Consider the following 20,094-nt stretch of genomic DNA (forward strand, 5'->3'; position numbering starts at 1 on the left):
AGGTGATGGGAGACCGACGGCTGCGCATCGGGTGCGAGTTCACGTACGAGGCCGCCATCAGGACGCCCACGGTGTTCCAGGTGCAGGCGAACGACGAGCCTCGGGTGAAGGTGCTGTCCGAGGAGTGGCGGATCGACCCCGAGGTCGACTCGCACGGCTACCGCGACCTCTACGACAACCCGTGCCTGCGGGTCGTGCTGCCGCAGGGCATGTCGACGCTCACGTACGAGGCGCTCGCGGTGGTGCCGGACGCGGTCGAGGACTTCGACGAGGACGCGCCGGAGATCGTGCCGGAGCGGCTGCCCGACGACGTGCTGATCTACACGCTGCCCAGCCGGTACGTGCTGCCGGACATGCTCGCCGACCAGTCGTGGTCCCGGTTCGGCTCGACGCCGACCGGCTACCGGCGCGTCCAGGAGATCACCCAGCACGTCCACGACCACCTCACGTTCAGCTACGGCAGCAGCCTGCCCACGTCGACCGCGCTGGACGTCTACACGTCCGGGTACGGCGTGTGCCGCGACTTCACCCACCTGGCGATCTCGTTCTGCCGCGCGCTGAACATCCCGGCCCGCTACGTCTTCGGGTACCTGCCCGACCTGGACACCGAGCCCTCGCCGGACCCGATGGACTTCGCGGCGTGGATGGAGGTCTGGCTCGGCGACCGCTGGTGGACGTTCGACCCGCGCAACAACCGCCGCCTCAAGGGGCGCGTGGTCGTGGGGCGCGGACGTGACGCGTCCGACGTGGCGATGGCCACGACGTTCGGCGGCCCTACGCTCCACTCGATGGTGGTCCACGCCGAGGAGGCACAACCGTGACGCTGAGCCCCGAGTTGCTGTCCCGCCCGCTGCTGGACCACACCGCCGTGGACCTGGACGGCGCCGAGCGGGTCACCTACGTGCTGGAGCAGAGCTTCCACTACGGCTACGACCAGCCGATCGACCAGCTCGACCACCGGCTCGTGGTCGTGCCGCTGGCCCGGCACGGGAACCAGCACCGCCGCGCGCACCGGCTGGACGTCGAGGGCGCGGCCGTCCGCAGGCGGTCGCGGTTGGACGGCCACGGCAACACCGTCGTGCGCGTCCGGGCGGACCGCGTGGAGGAGGGTGTCCGGTTCGGTGTCGTCGCGCTGCTGGAACGCGTCCGCGCCGACGGCCCCGTGCACCTGCCCGCGTCGGCGCTGCGCGACCAGCGCCTGCTCCGCCCGACCAGGCTGACCACACCGGACGATCGCCTGCGCGACCTGGCCGCGGGCGTGCGCGGCGGTTCGCCGCTGGAGCGGGCCGAACGGATCTGCGCGCTGGTGCACGACGCCGTCCACTACGAGTACGGCGTCACGTCGGTCGAGACGACCGCCGCCGAGGCGCTGTCCGGTGGTCGCGGCGTCTGCCAGGACTCGGCGCACGTGATGATCACGTTGTGCCGCTTGGTCGGCGTGCCCGCGCGGTACGTGTCCGGGCACCTGCTCGGCGAGGGCGGCACCCACGGCTGGATGGAGGCCGTCGTCCCCGACGGCGACGCCGCCGTGGCGATCCCGTTCGACCCGTGCAACGGGAAGCGGGCGGGCGCGGAGTACATCACCGTCGCCACCGGCCGGGACTACGCGGACGTGCCGCCGACGTCCGGCAGCTACAACGGCACCCCGAACAGCACCCTCACCACGAACCGCCGCGTGGGTGTCCTCAGTGCGGCGTGATCCGGAAGCACGGTCTTGACCTCCACCTAACCTCAGCTCCTACGTTCGGTTGATCACCGAACCGAGGAGACGCCCGTGCACGCCATCCGCCAGCACACCTTCGGCCCCGCCGAGAACCTGGCCTTCGAGGAGGTCCCCGATCCGGAGCCCGGCGCGGGCCAGGTGCGGATCGCGGTGTCCGCCGCCGGGGTCCACGTGGTCGACACGACCATCCGGTCCGGGCTGAAGAGGGGCCCGTTCCCGTTGCCCGCCCTCCCCATGACCCCCGGACGCGAGGTGGCGGGTGTCGTCACCGCGCTCGGCGCCGACGTCGACCCGGTGTGGCTCGGCGGCCGGGTCGTGGCGCACCTCGGCCAGGCCAGCGGCGGTTACGCGGAGGTCGCCGTGGCGAACGTCTCCGCGCTGCACTCCCTGCCGGACCACGTGTCCGACGACGTGGCGGTCGCGATGATCGGCACCGGACGGACGGCGATGGGCGTGTTCGAGGCCGCCGCGTTCCGCCCGGACGACACCGTGCTGGTCCTCGCCGCGGCGGGCGGCATCGGCGCGCTGGCCGTCCAGGAGGCGCACGCCGTCGGCGCGCGGGTGATCGGCGCGGCGGGTGGCGCGGCCAAGGTCGACCTGGTGCGGAGCCTGGGCGCGGACCTCGCGGTCGACTACCGGGAACCGGGCTGGGACAAGGGGATCGAGGGGGTCACGGTGGTGCTGGACGCCGTCGGCGGAGCGGCGGGCCGGACCGCGTTCGAACTGCTCGTGCCCGGCGGCCGGGTGGTGCTGTTCGGGTGGGCGCTGGGCACCGAGCCGACGAAGTTCACCAGCGACGAACTGTTCGCCCGGACCCTGTCGGCGTCCGTGGCGCTGGGCCCGCGCCTGTTCCCCAGGCTGCGGGAGTTCGAGGAACTTTCCCTCGCGGCGGCGGCGTCCGGCAGGCTCACTCCCGTGGTCAGCTCGACGTTCCCGCTGGCCGACGCCGCGCGGGCGCACCGGGCGCTGGAGAACCGCGAGACCGTGGGCAAGGTCGTGCTCAAGCCGTGACACCGGGGTAGGGCGGCGGGGTCCTCGGCACGTTGCGGCCTGGCGAGAGGCCGTCGAGGAGGACCTCGCGCGCCTGCTCCGGAGGCAGGTCCAGCAGCTTGATGTAGACGATCGGGGCGAGCAGTCCGGGTAGCTCGCAGTCGCTCACCAGCACCGGGACCAGCTTGCGGGCCCTGCCGACCGGGTCCTGGAAGAACACCGAGTACCACTCGGCGGCCGGGAAGTCGCGGTCGAAGAGGTCCGGGCTCAGCACCAGGATCGTGCGGTCGGCCTGGACGCCCTGCTGGGTCAGGTGCACGATGTTCCGCCCCGGCCGCATGTCCCGCGCCTGGGTCAGCACCGTGTACCCCTCGGCCTCCAGGACGTGGGCCATCCACTCCGCCCACGGTTCGTCCGGACCGCCGAAGCTGATGAAGAAGTCGAGTCGATCCGCCACGCCGCGACGCTACTACCCGTTCCGGAACGGGCAAGGCAGGATTGCGGGGGTGTCCGCCGGCATCGCGATCAGTTGGGTCGAGGCGGATCGATCATGGGCCGAGTGGATCGCCTACCAGGTCGACGACCTCGGTTTTCCGGTCCACCTGGACTACCGCGCGGGCAGCAACCGCGTCCACGAGTTCGACCGGATGCTGGAGGAGGGCTACCGCGTCTTCGCGGTGGTCAGCGATGCCAGCCTCGCCGACGAGGTGACGCGGAGCGAGTGGCTGCGCGCCGTGCACCGCGACCCCACCGGCAAGCGCGGGCTGGTGGCCCCGCTGCTGGTCCGCCCCGGCGACGCGGGCCCGCTGTCACCGCTCATCCCCGTGCCGCTCTACGACTTCCGGTCCGAGTCCGCCGCCGCGGACCGCCTCCTCACCGCGCTGGGCCTGCGCGAGAAGCCCGCGCTCACGCCGAGCTTCCCCGGCCTCACCCCGGCCGAGCACCGGAGCTTCCGGTCCGTCGACCGGTTGATCAAGGAGGCGCCCGCGCCGCCCCGCCGCGTCCTCCACCAGACCGACGACGCGCTCCCCCGGCTGCGGGTGCTGAGCGGCCTGGCCCGGTCCGAGGCGGGCCAGGTGCCCCACGGGCTCCGGTCGGGCGACTTCGGCAAGGGCCTCTACGTCGAACGCGACGTGGCGCCGGAGGTGCTCGGCCGCCTGCTCGACGGAACGAGCGCGCCGCAGTTGCTGGTCGGAGGTCCCGGCACCGGCAAGACGAGCCTGTTGTGGGGCTTGGCGAACGGCCTGCTGGCGGGCGACGGGCACGAGGTGTTCCTGCTCAAGGCGACCTGGCTGCGCGGCGTCGGCGACCGGCCCGCGCTGGTGGACGCGGGCATGATCGCGGCGGCCGTCGAACGGGCGGGCCAAGCGTGCACTCTGCTCGTCGACACCGCCGACCTGGTGGTCACCGGCGAGGCCGGGCACCTCGCACTGGTCGAAGCGGTCAACGCCGCGGCGGACGGCGGGGCGTCCGTGGTCGTGACCTCACGTCCGGACGAAGCGGGCCTCCTGCCGGAGGACTGGGTCGTCGTGGAGCTGACCGACTACGCGACGGACGGCTCGCCGAGCGAGTTCGAGCGCGCGGTGGCGTCGCACAGCCGTTTCTACTGCCACAGCGCGGAGAACGCCCGCGGGATGGCGGCCCGGATCATCTCCGCCGTGGCGCGCCAACGCCCTCTCGGCTCCCTGTGCCTCCGCCCGTTGACGCTGCGCATGCTCTTCCAGCTCTACGCGCCGTCGGCCATCGCCGACAACGTCGACATCACCGACCTGTACTACGAGTTCTGGCGCGACCGGGTCGTCCGCGACCGCCGCGTCGGGTCGGCGGAGGAGTCGTCGGACGACGTCGACCTGGCCGGGTCGGTCCGGCAGCTCGCGGTGGCCATGCTGCGCGACGGCATCCCCGAGGTCGCGCCGGACCGCTCGTTCGACCCCGGTGAGCGGCGCCGGGAGGTCGACCTCCTGGTGCAGCGGGGCGTGGGTGAACTCGTCGTCGGCTCCTCCGGGCAGGCGTTCCGCTTCTTCCACCAGACTTTCTTCGAGTTCGCCGCCGCGCAGGCCCTGCTGCACGCCAGGCGAGCCGACGCGCTGGCGCTCCTGCACGACCGCATCCGCGGCAGGCCGGACGACTACCTGCTGCTGGCCGTCTTCGAGCAGGCGTGGCTGTGCGCGTGGCGCGACGACTCCATGGTTTCGGCGGCGAGAAACCTGGCCGTGCGGATGCTCGCCGACCTCTCGCGGACGTTCACCGACCGCGCGGGCGATCCGTTCCCGTACGCGCTCCAGCGCACGATCCTCTCGGTGCTCGCCCAGAGCCCGGACGTGCCGGAGGAGTGCTGGGAGCCCTTCGGCCACGTGCTGGCGCGGGCGAGCCTGCCCGTGGCGCGGGACTGCCTGGCGCTCATGCCCCCGCCGCAGCGCCGGTGGACCGAGCACGACGTGGACGTCCTGAAGGCGTGCGCGGACCGAGCCGACGCCGCGTGGGTGAGCGTCCTGGGAGTGCTGTCCCGCCTGGCGCAGCGCGATCCCGAACTGGCGGTCGTCGGCGCGCGGCGGCTGGAGCTGACGAAGCGGGCGGCGGGGCTGGCCACGTTCCGCGCCGAGCTGCCGAGGCTGTTCACCGGGCTGCTGACCGTCGACCCGGAGTTCGCGCTGGCCGAACTGCGGGAGCTGGGCAGGCTCACCGCGCTCAGGAGCGCGGGCCACCACCTGGTCACGATCCTGCGCCCGGTGCTGGACCGGGAGGCGGACCTGCCGGACGTCGACCTGGCGACGTGGGCGGACGGCGTCGTCGGCGCGACGGCCACCCGCGGGCAGGCGGTCACCCTGGCGCACGCCGAGGCGCACCGGATCGCGGCGACGCGGCTCGCCGAGCGGTACGGGTGGTCGCTCCTGCTCGTCGAGTTGAAGACCGCGCTCGCCACGGTCGCCGCGGCGGACAAGGTCGCCTCGCGCGACGGCGCGCTGCTCGGCGGGGTGCTGGCCGCGCTCGCCACGGACGGTCCGCTGGAGACGGTCGACGTGGTCGCGCTCCTGCTGCGCGGGCACGACGAACCCCAGGTGCACGCCGAGATCAACCGCGGCTGGCTGGTGGGCTACACCCGCCGCGCGCCGAACCGGATGCTCGACCGCTGGGCGGACTGGCTGGCCGAGGGGCTGCCCGCGTCCCACAAGAAACCCGTGGGGGCGCGGCAGCGGTGGGCGGACACGGTTCGGCGCACGCTGGAGCGCCAGGACGTGGAACCCGTGGTCGCCGTGGGCGTCGCGGAAGCCGCCTCCCGCCGCCTGTCCGACGACGAGGTCGCGCCGTGGCTGGACCCCGACGTGCTGCTGCGCCTGGTGGTGCGGGGCGCGGGGGTCGGCTCGGCGGGGGCGCGGGCCGCGGTGGCCGGGATCGCGGCGGGGCAAGAGCTTGCGCCGCACGCGATCCGGACGTTCATCCAGCAGTCGTTGCGCGGCACCGCTTCCCCGGAGGAGCAGCGGATGCTGCTCGACGTGCTGATCGAGCGCCGCGGGTGCGGGCACCTCCACCAGTTTCTCGAACGGCACCCCGACGTGGCCGGTTACCCGCTCCGCGCTCGGAGCGGGCCGCTGCGAACGCTGGTCGAGTCCGGTCTGGGGTCCGACCGGGCGACCGACCGCCGCGACGGGGCGCGCCTGCTGGTCGCGCTGGTCCGCCGCGACGGGCTGGTGCCACCAGCGTTGAGCACCGTGGAGGGGTGGCTCGGGGCGGCGCGCGAGGTGTCGGTGCGGAAGTCGCTGGTGCAGGTGCTGGGGCTGGGACTCGCCTCGGGCCACTACCCGGCGGCGGACGTGCGGCGCGTCCTGGCACCGCGGGCGGACTGGGACCCCGCGGAGGGGGCGCCGTCCGCCAACGCGCTGGAGGCCCGGTCGCTCCTGGTGGTGCTGCTGGCCGGGTGGGGTGCGCCGGGTGACGCCGAGGAGTTGCTGCGGCTCGCGTTTCGCGAACCCGTCGAGTCCGCCGTCCTGGGGAAGGTGTCGGGCTTCGTGCGGCACGGGGCCGCGGGGCTGCCGTTCCTGCTGGACTTCGGCAGGCGGCTCCGGCACGCGCCGCGCCGGGCGTGCAAGGACACGGCCGTGCGCTGGCGACCGGCCATGGCCGAGGTGCTGGCCGGGGCCGAACCGGGCGAGCACCTCGCCGTCCTGGACGCGCTGAGGGGCGACCTGGACGAGGAGTTCGCCGCGAGCGTCGTCCTGCACCTGGAACCCCGGCGGCACGCCGAACTGCGGCACGGGATGACCCTGCTGCTCGACGAACCCGACCTCGACGAACGGGTGCGGCGCAACATCCGGCTGGCCCTCGTGGAGAGGACCGCCCACCGCTCGCGGCGCACCGGTTACGACTGGCCGGACCTGCTCAAGCCGTGAAAGAGCCCGGTGCGCGTCCCGCTTCCCCTGCGAAAGCGGCACGCGCACCGGGTGTCCGCACCCCAGCGGGTGCGGGTGGCGTGTTCTCCGCTTCCCCTGCAGAAGCGGTGAACACGTGGCTCCTAGACCTTCACGCTGACGAACTTCTTGCCGTCGAAGTTCTCCACCTCGACAGCCGCCACGTCGTCCGGGGCGATGAGGGCCGAACCGTCGAGGTTCGTGCCGTCCGCCTCCCCGGCCTTCGAGACCAGCCAACTACCAATCTCCTCGCGGTGGCCGTCCTTCGCCACGACGAACAACCGGCACTTCTCGTTCTGCGGGATCCCGCCGATGCCCGCGTTGACCCGGACCCAGCCCGCGGCGGGCTTGACCTGGACGGTCATCCGCGCGCCGGTGTTCGGGTCCGCGAACGTGGCGACCTTCGTGCCCGCGGGTGGAGTGGCGGCCGACGACGTCGGTCCGGGCAGCGCTTCCGTGACGGGCGCGGTGCTCCGACCGACCACGACACCGCTGCCGAGCACGACCGCGGCGACGACGGCGGCCGCCGCGCCGAGTGCGAACTGCCTGCGCCGGACCGCGCCACCGCGTTCCGACCGCATCTGCCGCAGCGTGCGCTGGAGCAGCAGGTCACCGCCTTCCGGCGGTCCGTCGAGCAGCGCCTCCGGCGGAACGTCGCCGAGGTAGGCCTCCATGGTCCGCAGCTCGTCGAGCTCGGCCCGGCACTCCGGGCAGCGGGAGAGGTGCTCCTCCACGGACCGCACCTCCTGCTCGTCGAGGGCTCCCAGCACGTAGGCGCCCAGCAGTTGTGGATCGTGCTGCGTGGTCATCCGGCCACCCCCTTCAAGGCCACCTGTTGTCCGGCGAACGTCTCGCGCAGGGCGCGCAAGGCGTAATGGGATCTGGATTTGACCGTGCCCGGTGGCACGCCCAGCGCTTCGGCGGCCTCCGTGACGCTGCGGCCGTTGAAGTAGATCTCCCGCAGGACGTCGCGGTGGTCCGGGGAGAGCTGGTCGAGCGCTTCGAGCACCACGACGGAGTTCACCACCGACTCGGCGTGATCGCGTTCGATCGGAGGGGTCGTCGGCGACTCCGCGACCTCCTGCGGTCGGGCCGCCTTGGCCCTGACCCGGTCTGTCACGATGTTGCGGGCGACGGTGAGCAGCCAGCCGCGCACCGAACCCTTCCCGTTGACGAGCGCGTCGGGGTGGCGCCAGGCCCTGAGGAGGGTCTCCTGGACCACGTCCTCGGCAGCCGCCCGGTCGCCGGTCAACCGCGTCGCGTAGGCGAGCAGAGCCCGACCGTGCTCCTCGTAGAGCGATCGGATCAGCGCCTCGTCGGCCGCGGCCTCCCGTTTGCGGGACCACAGTGCCGCCATCCACCCACTCCTCTCATCAACCTGTCCAGGCACACACGGCTCCGGGGCCGCGGTGGTTCACGAAAGTGTCGAAGTACTTCCACCGATGTCCTCAACCGCAGGTCCGCCCCTCGTTGAGGCAGTCGGCCAACCGGGCCATGACCTCGTCGGGGAACACGTTCACGAACATCGCGTGGTCGGTGATCGGGTCGCGGTGCTCGTCGGGGAAGCTGTCGACGGCGAACGGCCTGCCCGCGGGCACGTCGTAGGAGACCACCAGCCGCAGCCGCGGCACCGGGAACGTCGTCGGCGGGCACGCGCCGTTGGCCGCGGCGGGAACGATGTGGTCGCGGTGCGACGTGCTGTCGACGTTGCGGCCGTCCCAGCAGTTGGGGAAGTCGAACGTGCGTTGCAGCTTGCTGCCCGCCGGGCAGCGCGGGTACTTCACGGTGAACCGGTCGGCGAACCCGGAGCAGCCCCACTTGGCGTTGGCGTTCAGGCCGCCGCTGGTGGCGGCCGACGGGTTGCCGGTGATCGTCCGCAGGAACCGGGGCAGCGGCACGACCTTGCCCACCGGGCTGCCGGTGAACGTCACGGTCACCGAGTCCGGCGACAGCACCTCGCCGGTGTTGCCGTGCACGCCCCCGCCTTCCGCGTGCGCGTCGTGGCCGACGACGTCGGTCAGCCGCAGCACGGGCCAGAAGTAGGACGACAGGTCGCCGTTCGCGCACGTGCTCGTCGCGGCGGCGAGGCTCTCGGGCGTCGAGAACGCGGTCGTGGACAGGTTTCCGACGTACTCGTGGGTGTGGTGCGCGCCGTTGGCCAGGCCCGGCGAGATGACGGCGTTGTCGGCGTTGAGGTGGCGCTCGGCGTTGCGGCCGCACGAGGACGTGACCACGCCCGTCGACGCGTCGGGGCTCGGCGCGGGGTCGCCTGGGGAGACCTGGACCTGGTCGATGCCGACGAACAGGTCGTCCGCGGGGGTCGCGCCCGGCGTCGTGCACGCCGCCACGAGGGCGACGGCCGCGAGCGGGATCGTTCGGAGCACGGCGACAGCTAACCAACCCCCCGCGTCGACGTGTCGACTACCCCTGTCGCGGAAGATCGGCGGGACCTAGTGGGGAGCGGACACCAGGACGTGGCCGTCGAGCGTTTCGACGTTGACCGCCTCCAGGTCGTCGGCGGCGACGAGTGCGGCGCCGTCGAGCGTGACGCCGCGGCCGGGTTCGCCGGTCCCGGCGATCCAGCTACCCACGACGAACCGGCCGCCGTGCACGTCGGTGACCACGAGCCAGCACCGCTCGCCCGCGCGCACGCCCTTGACGTTCACCCGCAGCCGCGACCAGCCTTCGGCGGGACTGACCACCGCGCTGATGCTGGCGCCGTTCGAGATGGCGCCGACGACGAACTCGTCGGAGTCGCCGGTCAGGTGCCTGCCGATCACCACGCCGCCCGCGAGGGCCGCGGCGAGCAGGCTCGTCGACACCACGACGGCGAAGCTCTGGCGCCGTCTGCCCTCGCGCGCCTTCTCGTGCCGGACCCGGCCGAGGGTGCGCTGGAGCAGCAGGTCACCGCCCTCGGGACGGCCGTCGAGGGCTGCTTCGGGGGGTAGGTCGAACTCTCGGTGCATCGTCGTCTCGTTCAGCTCGAACTCCTGTGGTGACCACGGCGGCACGCGGACGTCAGCGGCCATGACCCGGATCGATCGCGGTGGCCGCGCGGACGGGTAGTGCGCGGTTGGTGGTCATGGCCGGCCCTCCTGGACGTTTGGGGAGGCCCGCGGTTCCACGTGACCTGCATCTGGAAACGGGGCTCCCCCGAAATCGGTTCAACGGCACCCCAATCACGAGCTTTCATCACAATTAAGGTTCAATTGGCCACCGTGACGATCACCATCCGCGATGTGGCACGCCGAGCTCACGTGTCGGTGGCGACGGTGTCGCGCGCGCTGTCCTCCCCCGACCTCGTCCGACCCGACACGAGATCACGAGTGCTGGCCGCCGCCACGGAACTCGGCTACCAGCCGAATCGCGCCGCCCGAGGCCTCATCACCGGCAAGACCGGCAACATCGGCATCGTCGTTCCCGACCTCGACAACCCGTTCTTCACCGGCATCCTGAAGGCCGTGCAGACCCGCGCGGCCCAGGCCGACTACGCGGTGTTCGTGGCGGACAGCGACGAGGACCCGGTGGCCGAGGCGAAACTCGTGCGGGCGATGGCGAAGCAGGTCGACGGCCTCCTGCTGTGCTCCCCCGGCGTGACCGACCCGCAGATCGTCCTGGCCGCCGACACCGCGCCACTGGTGCTGCTGAACCACCGCCTGGCGGGCGTCCCCAGCACCGTGATGGACGGCGCGGACGGCCTGCGCCAGGTCGTCGCCCACCTGGTCGCGCTCGGGCACTCGCGCATCGCCTACCTCACCGGGCCGCGCACCGCGTGGGCCAACTCCGAACGCCGCCGGGGCCTGGCCGCGGCCGTCGCGGACCACCGCGTCGACCTGGTCGAACTCGGTCCGTTCGCCCCCCGCTACGAGGGCGGCCTGCAAGCGGCCGACCTGGCGCTGGCCGCCGACGTCACCGCGATCATGGCGTACAACGACGTGATGGCCCTGGGTGTGCTGGCCCGGCTGCGGGACCGCGGCGTGTCCGTACCGGACGACGTCAGCGTCACCGGTTTCGACGACCTGACCTACGCGTCCCTGACGGCCCCCGCGCTCACCACGGTCGCCATGCCGCTCGCGACGGCGGGCCGCACCGCGGTGAACATGCTGCTCGACTGGCTCGACACGACCGGCGAACCGGCTCCGCACATCACCCTGCCGACGCAGATCATCGTCCGCGGCACGACCGCGCCGCCACCGGGCGGGGCGTAGAGCGGCCCTAGCGGTCCACCCACAGCTTCGCCAGCGCGTCGTGGGCCTCGGCCGCGGCCTCGCGCAGCTCGCGCCACTCGGCCGCCTCGCCGAGCGCGGCCTCCGTCCACAGTGGACCGGGACTGGGCGGCATGGCGTCGACGTGGTCGCCAACGCGTTCGACGAGCGCCAGCTCCTCCTCGTCCAGCAGGCCTTCCCGGTACTTGGCCTGCGCGGTGACGACGGCGTCGTCGAGCTCCAGCACGAGTTCGTCGACGCCGACCCCGACGGAGCGGAGGTAGCGGATCTGGCGGATGGAGTCCGCGGCGACGCCGTCGAGGACGGCGAGGATCCAGCGGCGGAACTCGGTCAGGTCGTCGGGCATGGTCAGGCGACCGTACCCGTGTCGTGCGCGGAGAACAGCAAGAACAGCCCCAGGTGTTCGGCGCGCGTCCCCCCGGACGCGCGGACACCCGAGCATGCCGCGTTGATCAACTTCGCACAACGGTGACGCTGGGCACACCCGCGGGTGCGCCCAGCGACGGCCTACGAGTAGAGGTCCTGGTACAGGCCTTCGTGGACGGTGTGGATGACCTTGCGCTTCACCTTCAGCGTCGGCGTGAGCTCACCGTCCTCCTGGGACAGGTCGCGGTCGAGGATGGTGAACCGCTTGATCTGCGAGTCCTTCACGAAGTGCGCGTTGGCCTCGTCGACGATCCCCTGCACCAGCGCGACGACGTCCGGGTGCCGGACCAGCTCCGCGTAGCTCCCGCCGATCCCCTGCTTCTCCGCCCACGGCAGCAGTTCCTCCGCGTCGAGCGTGATCAGCGCGACCAGGTACGGGCGGCGGTCGCCGAAGATCACGGCGTGCGAGATCCACCGCGACTGGCGGAGCTGGTTCTCGACGTTGGCGGGCGCGATGTTCTTGCCGCCCGCGGTGATGATGATGTCCTTCTTGCGCCCGGTGATCCGGACGAAGCCGTCCTCGTCGACCTCGCCGAGGTCGCCGGTGTGCAGCCAGCCGTCGCGGAGGACCTCGGCGGTGGCCTCGGGGTTGCGCCAGTACCCGGCGAACAGGTGGGGGCCGTTCATCAGGATCTCGCCGTCCTCGGCGATCCGGATGTCGAGGCCGCCCACGCCGAACGCGCCCACCGAGCCGATGCGGAACCTGGCCAGGGTGTTGGTGGTGCCGACTCCGGTGGACTCGCTCATGCCGTAGCCCTCCAGCACCGGAACCCCCGCGGCGAGGAAGAAGTTCAGCACCTCCGGCGAGATCGGCGCGGCGCCGGACAGCGCTTGCCGCAGCCTGCCGCCGAACACCCCGCGCACGCGGGCGAACACGGCGTCCACCTGGGCGAAGGCGGCGGCCAGCTCCGGCGGGACGGGCTGCCCCGCCGCGACGAGCGCGCGGTGCTTCAGGCCGACGCCGACGGCCTGCTGCAACTGCTCGGCCGGGATGCCCGCGGTGGCGATGGTGTAGATCTTCTCGAAGATCCGCGGCACGGACGGCAGGAACGTCGGCTTCACCTCGGCCAGCTCCGGCACGATCCGCTTCGCGTCACCGCCGTAGAACGCCAGCGTCGCGCCCATGTACAGCGCGGAGAACTGGGTGATCTGCGCGAACACGTGCGCCAGCGGCAGGAACAGGTAGACCGTGTCGTCGGCGACGACGTAGGACAGCTCCTCGGTCAGGTGGCACATCGCCAGCCAGTTGCGGTGCGTCAGCACGCAGCCCTTGGGCGGCCCGGTGGTGCCCGAGGTGTAGATGATCACGCTGGGGTCGTCCGGCGACAGTCCCGCGCGCCGCGTCTCCAACTCCTCCCCGGCGGGGGTGGCCCGGCCCTCCGCCGCGAGGTCGGCGATCGTCCGGCCCTCGCCCTCGATCAGGACGACCTCGCGCAGGTCCTCGATCGCGGCCACGTCGACCTTCGCGGCCTGCGCGGCGTTCTCCGCGACCAGCAGCACCGCGCCGGAGTCGCCGAGGATGTAGGCGACCTCCTCGGGAGAGCTGCTCGCGTAGATCGGCACGACCACACCGCCCGCGGCGAGGATCGCCAGCCCCGCGGTCGACCACTCGTACCGGGTCTCGGCGAGCACGGCCACCCGGTCACCGAGCCCGACGCCCGCGAGCACCAGGCCGGAAGCCAGGTCCCCCACCGACTTCGCGACCTCGACGAAGGTCTTCTCCTGCCAGGAGTCGTCCGCTCGGTAGCGCCAGGCCACGCGGTCCTGGTGGACCTCGGCGGCCACGAACGGGAGGTCCGAGACGACGCGCGCGGAACCGACCGTGGGGACGGACATGTCTTCTCCTAGTGGTGTGCGGCGGGGCTGACGGTCACGCGAACGCCGTTGAGCACGGCGGTTCCGGACAGCGGGTCGATCCTGAGGTCGTCGGTGAGCAGGTTGACGTTCACGCCCGCGTGGGCGGTGGCGGTGGTGAGCCGGGTGCCGGGCTGGTCGTGGCCCCAGCCGTGGGGCAGGCTCACGACGCCCTCGGCGATGTCGTCGGTGACCTCCACGGCCACCTCGACCTTGCCGACCCGTGACGCCACCTGTGCCACCCCGCCGCCGACCAGTCCGAGCCGCCGCGCGTCGGAGGTGTTGACCAGCAGCGTGCAGAGGTCCTTGCCCTTCACCAGCGCGGGCACGTTGTGCATCCAGGAGTTGTTGGTGCGCAGGTGCCTGCGGCCGACCAGGAGCAGGTCGTCGTGCCGCTCCCGCAGCGCCGCGAGGACGCGCGGGACGTCGTCGGCGATCAGGTCGGGGCACAGCTCGATCCGGCCGGACGGGGTGCGCAGCACCTCGGGGATCCGCGGCTCCAGCGGGCCGAGGTCGACGCCGTGCGGGTTCGCCAGCAGCTTCGCCATGGACAGGCCGTCGGGCACGGCGCCGAACCAGTCGCCGTAGGAACCGGTGCGGAGCTTGAGGTCCAGCAGCCGTTCCTCGCGGGTCTCGCCGACGATCGCGGACCGCAGCTCGGCGACGTCGCGGCCGTGCAACGGGCTCTTGGGGTGCTCGACCAGCTTGGTGATCTGGGCCTCGAGCTGCTGGTCGGCCACGGCGTCGAGGTCGACGTCCGGGTCGCCGCCGTTGAGGATCGCGGTGAGCCGCAGCAGGATGTCCGCCTCCGGCACCGAACCCTCGTCCGGCGGGATCACCGGCGGGGAGAACTTGGCGACGTTGCGGACGGCGAAGCCGAGGAACGCGATGTCGTAGTGCGGTCGCCTGCTCGGCGGCGGGGGCGGCAGGATCACGTCGGCGTGCCGGGTGGTCTCGTTGAGGTACGGGTCGACGGACACCACGAAGTCCAACGTGGACAGTGCGGGGTCGAGCCTGCCGGAGTTCGGCAGGGACAGCGCGGGGTTGCCCGCGATCGTCACCAGCGCCCGCACCTGGCCCTCGCCCGGCGTCTCGATCTCGTCGACCAGCGTCACGGCCGGGAACTCGTTCGCCACCTCGGGCAGCCCGCGGACCCGGCTGTGCCAGCGGCCGGTGGTGAAGCCCTGCCCCGATCCCCGACCCCTGCCCAGGTGCGCTGGCAGCGGGAACATCGAGCCGCCCGGCCGGTCCAGGTTGCCGGTCATGATGTTGAGGACGTCCACCAGCCAGCTCGCCACGGTGCCGAAGTCGACGGTCGTGGTGCCGATCCGGCCGTACACGGCGGCTTTCGGCGCGGCGGCGAACCGGTGGGCCAGGTCGCGGATGGTCGCGGCGTCGATCCCGCACCGGTCCGCCACCGCCTCGGGGGTGAACGGCTCGACCAGCGCCCGGACGCGCGCGAGGCCGTTCACGTGCGGCGCCAGGTCGCCGAGGTCGACCAATCCGGCGGCGAACAGCTCGTTGGCCAGTGCCAGCAACAGGAACACGTCCGTGCCCGGCGTGATCGGCACGTGCTGGTCGGCCGCCGCGGCGGTCCGGCTGCGGCGGGGGTCCACGACGACGAACGAGCCGCCGCGCGCCCGCAACGCCTTGAGCCGCTTGGGCATGTCCGGTGCGGTCCACAGGCTTCCGTTGGACGTGTACGGATCGGCGCCGAGCAGCAGCAGGAAGTCCGTGCGGTCGATGTCCGGCACCGGGATCGTGTAGATGCCGCCGTACAGCAGGCCGGACGACACGTGCTTCGGCATCTGGTCCACGGTGGACGCGGTGAACACGTTGCGGGAGCCCAAGGCCCGGCGCAGCGCGCCCGCGTACAGTCCGCCCGCCAGCGAGTGCACCATGGGGTTCCCGAGGTACATCGCCACGGCGTCGCGGCCGTGCTCGGCGATGATCGCGGTCAACCGCTGCCGCACGACCTCGAACGCCTCGGCCCAGCTCACCGGCACGTGCACGCCGTCGCGCTTGACCAGGGGGGTCGCGAGCCGGTCCGGATCGGCGTCGAGCGCGCCGAGTGAAGCGCCCTTGGGGCAGAGGAACCCGCCGCTGAACTCGTCGAGGCGGTCGCCGCGCACGCCGGTGATCCGGTCGTCGGTGATCGTCAACTCCAGGCCACAGGTCGCCTCGCACAACGGGCAGGTGGTCAGTGCGGTCCGGGTGGTCATCGGGGCCTTCCACTACTCCGGGCGCGGTTCGACCGCGCGCCTACTGACAACGGGTACTCGTCGCCGACGGGTGGCCGCAAGCGCCCGGCCGAGGTCAACCCCATCAGCTCACTGAGCGCGCGGGCCACCATCTCAGGTCGCCCAAGGCAATCGCCCAACCAGAAGCTCACCACCGCGCGGGACCCCTCGATCGGCCCAACGGCCACGGAGGTGGGCGACTCCCCGTGCACGACCATCCGGCCGAACGGCGCAAGCACCGCCAACGACTGCGGGAACGCGACACCGCCGACCGGGGACAGCACGACGTCGACCGGGTGACCGCCGTTCACGGCCAGCAGCCGGTCGCACAGCCCGTCCGGGTCGGCGTCGACGGCCACGTCCGCGCCGACCGTCGTCGCGTACTTCCGCCGCGAGGCCGTGTCGGCGACCGCGATGACCTGGCCCGCGCAGAAGCTGCGGGCGAGCTGCACGGCCAGCGCGCCGACCTGGCTCGCCGCGTCGTGGACCACGACCGCCTCGTCCGGTCTGAGGTGGGCGCACGTGCGGAGCAGGTGCCACGCCGTCACGCCGGGGCCCGCCAGCACGAGCGCCTGGGCGTCGGTGATCTCGGCGGGCACCGGGAACAGCAGCCGTTCCGGCGCGCTGACCAGGTGGGAGTCCTCCGCCGCGACGCCGAGGGCGACGACCCGGCGGCCGTCGGAGGTGGTCCCGACGACGCCGCACGGCCCCGCCAGGTCGACCCGGACCACCTCGTGGCCGGGCAGCGTCGCCCGTGTCGCACCCATCCCGCGAGCCAACCGCGTGACCGGCGCCACGGTGAAGTACGGAGAACACGACAACTAAGGAGTGACTTGACCTTCCCCCTGGAGGAAGGCCCACGGTGATCAGGACGAAGGAGACGACCATGGAACAGATCGATACCGGCGGGTTCGCGGGCGGTTCGAGGCCGCTGCGCTGGGCGGCCTCGGCCGTGCGCCACCTGCTCGGGCTGCTGCGCCGGTCAGGGCATCGAGTCCAGGACGCGGGCGAGTTCGAGGCGGGACGAGACGTGCAGCTTGCCGAAGATCCTCGACAGGTAGACCTCGATCGTCCGGGGGCTGTAGTGCAGCGCGGCGGCGATGTCCCGGTTGCGCATGCCCTGCTGCACCAGCCGGGCGACGTTGTCCTCGGCAGGGGTCAGCAGGCCGGGCGCCTTCGCCCGCGCCCTCGGCACCTTCGCGCCCAGCTCGCGCAGCCGCGTGCCCGCCTGCCTGCGCTGGCCGTGCACGCCGAGCCGCTGGAAGGTCGTGTAGGCCTCGGCCAGGTGGTCGACGGCGCCGCCGTCGACCAGGCCGAGCGCGAGCTGCGCGCGGGCCTTCTCGAACTCCAGGCCGCCCGTCGCCGCCTCGTCGACCGCGCTCCGCAGGAGGTCCGCGTCCTGCTCGACCATGCCCGTGACGCGCAGGTACGTGGCCCGCGTCCAGGGGGCTCCGCGCAGTTCGTAGACCTCCCGGAACCGGTCGGACTCGTACCGCGCGCGGTCGGTGTCGCCGCGGGCCAGGTCGATCTCGATCATCCGGCCGAGCAGGACGCAGCTATACGCGGCCTTGCCCAGCTCGTCGACGGCCGTCGTGACCACGTGCCGCGCGCCGTCGACGTCGCCGCGCGCGGCCAGGTAGCCGGCGAGCGCCATCGCGTAGAGGCGGGACATCGTCGGGCTGACGGGCGCGGCCGTCGATGCCAGCCGGGCGGCGATGTCGAGTTCACCGCGCCACGTCCTGATCTCCAGTTCGATGGCCCGCACGCCCTCCAGCAGCATCAGTTCCTGCCGGGTGCCCAGTTCCGCGGTGGCCCGGCCGAGCCGGTCGACGCAGGCGTCCCACCGGCCGCCGAGCCAGTCCAGCGCGACCCTCGTGACCTGGAGTTCGCCGCGGAAGGCCGTCTCGCCGACGTCGTCGACGAGCAGTTCGGCGCGGCGCAGCCGCCAGGTCGCGTCGTGCACCAGCCCGGACAGCGCAGCCGTGGAGGCGCACACCGCGAGCGCCTGGAGTTCCAACGCGGGCTGGCCGTCGCTGGACCGCAGGGCGCGGTTCGCGTACTCGACCGTCTTCTCGTGCTGGAACAGCATCGACGCGACCATCGCCAACTGCTCGAAGACGACCACCCCCTCGGCGGGGGCGAACGCGGGCAGGGCTTCGATCCGTTCGCTCTCGGCCAGCGCGTCGTCGTAGCGGCCGGTGAACACCAGCAGCAGCGCCCGCTGCGCCAGCACGGCGGGCGACCCGGCGCCCGCGCGGATCTCGTCGTCGGCCAGCCGCAGGGCCTCGTCCAGCCTGCCGACGGCGAACAGGCTGCTGAGCACCGCGGTCGTGACCCGGTCGCGGTCCGGCCCGGCGGGCAGCACGGCGAGCGCGGCCAGCCCCGGTTCGACCGCCGCCGCGGGGCGGGAGGCCCGCGCGAGCACCCGGCAGCGCAGTGCCAGCAGCTCGGCGTGCCGCGGCGAGCCCTCGGGCACGAGCGGCAGGGCGCTCTCGCACAGCGAGGCCGCCGTCTCCGGCGCGGTCGTCCGCGCGAGCGCCGCCGCCTCGGTGAGCACCCGCACGGCCAACTCGTCACCGGGCTCCGCCGACTCGGCCAGGTGCCAGGCGAGCCGCAGGAGGTCGACCGGCAGGCCCTTCTCCCGGTCGTCCAGCAGGCGCGCGCCGACCAGCCCGTGCAGTCGCCTCCGCTGCGCCGGTCCGACCTCCTGGTAGAGGGCTTCGCCGACCAGGGCGTGGGAGAAGCGGTAGCCGCGGTCGTCGTCGCGCACCAGGACGTGCGCGCGCAGCAGGTCGTCGAAGGCCGTCGCGACCGTGGCGTCCGGCAGGGCCGCGACGGTCGCGAGCAGCCCGATCTGGTCGAGCCGCACCCGGCGCAGGATCGACACGGCCCGCGCCACCGCGCGGGCGTCCGGTTCCAGCGGCGCGACCCGGCGCAGCACGGCGTCCGCGCGGGTGAGCCGGATGGCGTCGGGCAGCGCGGTGAGCCGGGCGCGGTCGCCGTCGATCGCGACGAAGTCCAGTTCCCGCAACGACCTGGCGATCTCCGTGGCGAAGAACGGGTTGCCGTCCGCACGCAGCCGGACCTCCCGCGCGAGCGCTTCGTCCACCGGCGAGTCCAGCACCTCCCGCACGACGTGGCCGATGTCGTCGTCCGACAACGGCGCCAACGCGATCCGCCGCACCTCGGCGTGCCGTTCAAGGCGGTCCGCGAGTTCCGAACGGTCGTAGGACCGGGCGGCGGCGAGCACCGCCAACGGCGCCGCAGCCAGCCTGCGCAACACCACGGCCAGCAGCGCCACCGAGTCGTCATCCAGGTGGTCCAGGTCGTCCAACACCAACACCACGGGCCCGCTGGCGGTCAACCCGGTCAACAGTCGAGCGACCAACTCGCACGAACGACCAAACGTACTGGGCTCAGTCAGATCCATCGCCGCCAGCGCGGCCCGCCGCACCTCATCGAGGTCACCAAAGCCGCCGGAGCTGCCAGCGCCACCGGAGGCGCTAGAGCCTCCAGGGCCGCCGAGGCCACCGGGTCCGCCAGGGCCGCCGAAACCGCTGGAGCCACCGAAGCCACCGGAGGCGCCGGGGCCGTTAGGGCTACCGAAGGCGCTAGGGCCACCGGAGCCGTTGAGACCACTGGAGCCGCCAAGGCCGCCGAAACTGCTGGGACCGCCGGAGGCACTGGGGCTGCCCGAGCCGCTGGGACTGCTGTGACCACTGGGACCGCCGAGGCTGCCGGAGGCGCCAGGGCCGCCGGAGCCATCGGAGGCGCCAGGGCCACTGGAGCCGCCAGAGCCGCTCGAACCGCCGGGGCTGCCGAAAGCTCTAGGGCCGCCGGAACGTCTGGGGCCGCCAAAGCCGCCGGAGGTGCTAGGACCGTTCGGACCGCCGGAGCCGTTGGGACCGCCGGAGGCGCTGGAGCCTCCGAGACCGCCGGAGCTGCCAGGGAGGTCGCCGAGCGCGCGCAACGCGCTGGTCAGCGCCGCGTACGGGATGCGCTGCCCCAGGTCGTCCGACTCGGCCGCGAGCACCCGACGGTCGGCCGCGCGCAGCCGTCGGACGGCTTCGTCGAGCAGGCTGGACTTGCCGATGCCCGCCTCACCGGACACCAGCACGGCGATCACGCCGGTCGCGGGCACCTGGTCGACGGCGTCGAGCAGCGCCGCGAGCTCCGTTTCCCGACCGAAGATCGAGGGCACGACGACGTCACCTCCCAGCTCCGCTGAC

General features: G+C 72.8%; 15 protein-coding genes. 5 read left to right on the top strand and 10 right to left on the bottom strand.

The window, feature by feature from the left end; translation table 11 throughout:
* The first annotated feature begins 5 nt into the window (after positions 1-5).
* The 3 genes from NZH93_RS33675 (at position 6) to NZH93_RS33685 (ending at position 2,734) form a co-directional block, all read left to right on the top strand.
* A complete protein-coding gene (locus NZH93_RS33675; protein WP_259627314.1) occupies positions 6-821 on the top strand; it encodes a transglutaminase-like domain-containing protein in 816 nt (271 codons plus the stop codon).
* Positions 818-1,699 (top strand): transglutaminase family protein, encoded by an 882-nt coding sequence (locus NZH93_RS33680; protein WP_259627315.1) that lies wholly within the window; start codon positions 818-820, stop codon positions 1,697-1,699. The genes NZH93_RS33675 and NZH93_RS33680 overlap by 4 nt, the downstream gene beginning before the upstream one ends.
* Positions 1,700-1,774: 75 nt before the next feature.
* Positions 1,775-2,734, top strand: coding sequence for a zinc-binding dehydrogenase (locus tag NZH93_RS33685; RefSeq protein WP_259627316.1), 960 nt, complete (start codon positions 1,775-1,777; stop codon positions 2,732-2,734).
* Here NZH93_RS33685 and NZH93_RS33690 read toward each other — a convergent pair.
* The gene (locus tag NZH93_RS33690) at positions 2,724-3,170 is read right to left on the bottom strand and encodes a toll/interleukin-1 receptor domain-containing protein (protein ID WP_259627317.1); all 447 of its coding nucleotides are present in this window, start codon (positions 3,168-3,170) and stop codon (positions 2,724-2,726) included. The genes NZH93_RS33685 and NZH93_RS33690 overlap by 11 nt on opposite strands.
* 49 nt (positions 3,171-3,219) lie before the next feature.
* On the opposite strand from NZH93_RS33690, the gene NZH93_RS33695 reads away from it, so the two are divergent.
* Positions 3,220-7,101, top strand: a complete 3,882-nt coding sequence (locus NZH93_RS33695) for a TIR domain-containing protein (RefSeq protein WP_259627318.1) — start codon at positions 3,220-3,222, stop codon at positions 7,099-7,101.
* Positions 7,102-7,223: 122 nt separating this feature from the next.
* Here NZH93_RS33695 and NZH93_RS33700 read toward each other — a convergent pair whose 3' ends face one another.
* The 4 genes from NZH93_RS33700 to NZH93_RS33715 all read right to left on the bottom strand — a co-directional run bounded on the left by NZH93_RS33700 (position 7,224) and on the right by NZH93_RS33715 (position 10,148).
* Positions 7,224-7,928 (bottom strand): anti-sigma factor family protein, encoded by a 705-nt coding sequence (locus NZH93_RS33700; protein WP_259627319.1) that lies wholly within the window; start codon positions 7,926-7,928, stop codon positions 7,224-7,226.
* Complete coding sequence (locus NZH93_RS33705) at positions 7,925-8,476, bottom strand: sigma-70 family RNA polymerase sigma factor (RefSeq protein WP_259627320.1); 552 nt, start codon at positions 8,474-8,476, stop codon at positions 7,925-7,927. The genes NZH93_RS33700 and NZH93_RS33705 overlap by 4 nt, the downstream gene beginning before the upstream one ends.
* A 91-nt stretch (positions 8,477-8,567) precedes the next feature.
* Positions 8,568-9,503 (bottom strand): DUF1996 domain-containing protein, encoded by a 936-nt coding sequence (locus tag NZH93_RS33710; RefSeq protein WP_259627321.1) that lies wholly within the window; start codon positions 9,501-9,503, stop codon positions 8,568-8,570.
* A gap of 66 nt (positions 9,504-9,569) precedes the next feature.
* The gene (locus NZH93_RS33715) at positions 9,570-10,148 is read right to left on the bottom strand and encodes an anti-sigma factor (protein ID WP_259627322.1); all 579 of its coding nucleotides are present in this window, start codon (positions 10,146-10,148) and stop codon (positions 9,570-9,572) included.
* Positions 10,149-10,337: 189 nt separating this feature from the next.
* On the opposite strand from NZH93_RS33715, the gene NZH93_RS33720 reads away from it, so the two are divergent.
* Positions 10,338-11,327 carry a LacI family DNA-binding transcriptional regulator gene (locus NZH93_RS33720; RefSeq protein ID WP_259627323.1) on the top strand — a complete coding sequence of 330 codons (990 nt, stop codon included), beginning with the start codon at positions 10,338-10,340 and terminating at the stop codon, positions 11,325-11,327.
* Positions 11,328-11,334: 7 nt separating this feature from the next.
* On the opposite strand, the gene NZH93_RS33725 is transcribed toward NZH93_RS33720, so the two are convergent.
* From NZH93_RS33725 to NZH93_RS33745, 5 genes are all read right to left on the bottom strand, one after another.
* Entirely contained in the window at positions 11,335-11,691 is a 357-nt protein-coding gene (locus NZH93_RS33725) for a hypothetical protein (protein ID WP_259627324.1), read from the bottom strand.
* Positions 11,692-11,852: 161 nt separating this feature from the next.
* Positions 11,853-13,607: an AMP-dependent synthetase/ligase gene (locus NZH93_RS33730; RefSeq protein WP_259627325.1), complete on the bottom strand. Its 1,755-nt coding sequence runs from the start codon at positions 13,605-13,607 to the stop codon at positions 11,853-11,855.
* An 8-nt stretch (positions 13,608-13,615) separates the two neighbouring features.
* Positions 13,616-15,847: a molybdopterin-dependent oxidoreductase gene (locus NZH93_RS33735; RefSeq protein WP_259627326.1), complete on the bottom strand. Its 2,232-nt coding sequence runs from the start codon at positions 15,845-15,847 to the stop codon at positions 13,616-13,618.
* Positions 15,844-16,632: a quinone oxidoreductase family protein gene (locus NZH93_RS33740; protein ID WP_259627327.1), complete on the bottom strand. Its 789-nt coding sequence runs from the start codon at positions 16,630-16,632 to the stop codon at positions 15,844-15,846. Before NZH93_RS33740 ends, NZH93_RS33735 begins: the two co-directional genes overlap by 4 nt.
* Before the next feature lie 215 nt (positions 16,633-16,847).
* A complete protein-coding gene (locus NZH93_RS33745) occupies positions 16,848-20,066 on the bottom strand; it encodes a helix-turn-helix transcriptional regulator (RefSeq protein ID WP_259627328.1) in 3,219 nt (1,072 codons plus the stop codon).
* Positions 20,067-20,094: the final 28 nt, after the last annotated feature.

This window comes from Umezawaea endophytica (assembly GCF_025061645.1).
GTDB lineage: Bacteria > Actinomycetota > Actinomycetes > Mycobacteriales > Pseudonocardiaceae > Umezawaea > Umezawaea endophytica.

What these genes read in the sequence shown, in the direction of transcription:
- NZH93_RS33675 (WP_259627314.1), top strand. Translation starts at nt 6, where the DNA reads ATGGGAGACCGACGGCTGCGCATCGGGTGCGAGTTCACGTACGAGGCC.
- NZH93_RS33700 (WP_259627319.1), bottom strand. Translation starts at nt 7,928, where the DNA reads ATGACCACGCAGCACGATCCACAACTGCTGGGCGCCTACGTGCTGGGA.
- NZH93_RS33705 (WP_259627320.1), bottom strand. Translation starts at nt 8,476, where the DNA reads ATGGCGGCACTGTGGTCCCGCAAACGGGAGGCCGCGGCCGACGAGGCG.
- NZH93_RS33715 (WP_259627322.1), bottom strand. Translation starts at nt 10,148, where the DNA reads ATGGCCGCTGACGTCCGCGTGCCGCCGTGGTCACCACAGGAGTTCGAG.
- NZH93_RS33725 (WP_259627324.1), bottom strand. Translation starts at nt 11,691, where the DNA reads ATGCCCGACGACCTGACCGAGTTCCGCCGCTGGATCCTCGCCGTCCTC.
- NZH93_RS33730 (WP_259627325.1), bottom strand. Translation starts at nt 13,607, where the DNA reads ATGTCCGTCCCCACGGTCGGTTCCGCGCGCGTCGTCTCGGACCTCCCG.
- NZH93_RS33735 (WP_259627326.1), bottom strand. Translation starts at nt 15,847, where the DNA reads ATGACCACCCGGACCGCACTGACCACCTGCCCGTTGTGCGAGGCGACC.
- NZH93_RS33740 (WP_259627327.1), bottom strand. Translation starts at nt 16,632, where the DNA reads ATGGGTGCGACACGGGCGACGCTGCCCGGCCACGAGGTGGTCCGGGTC.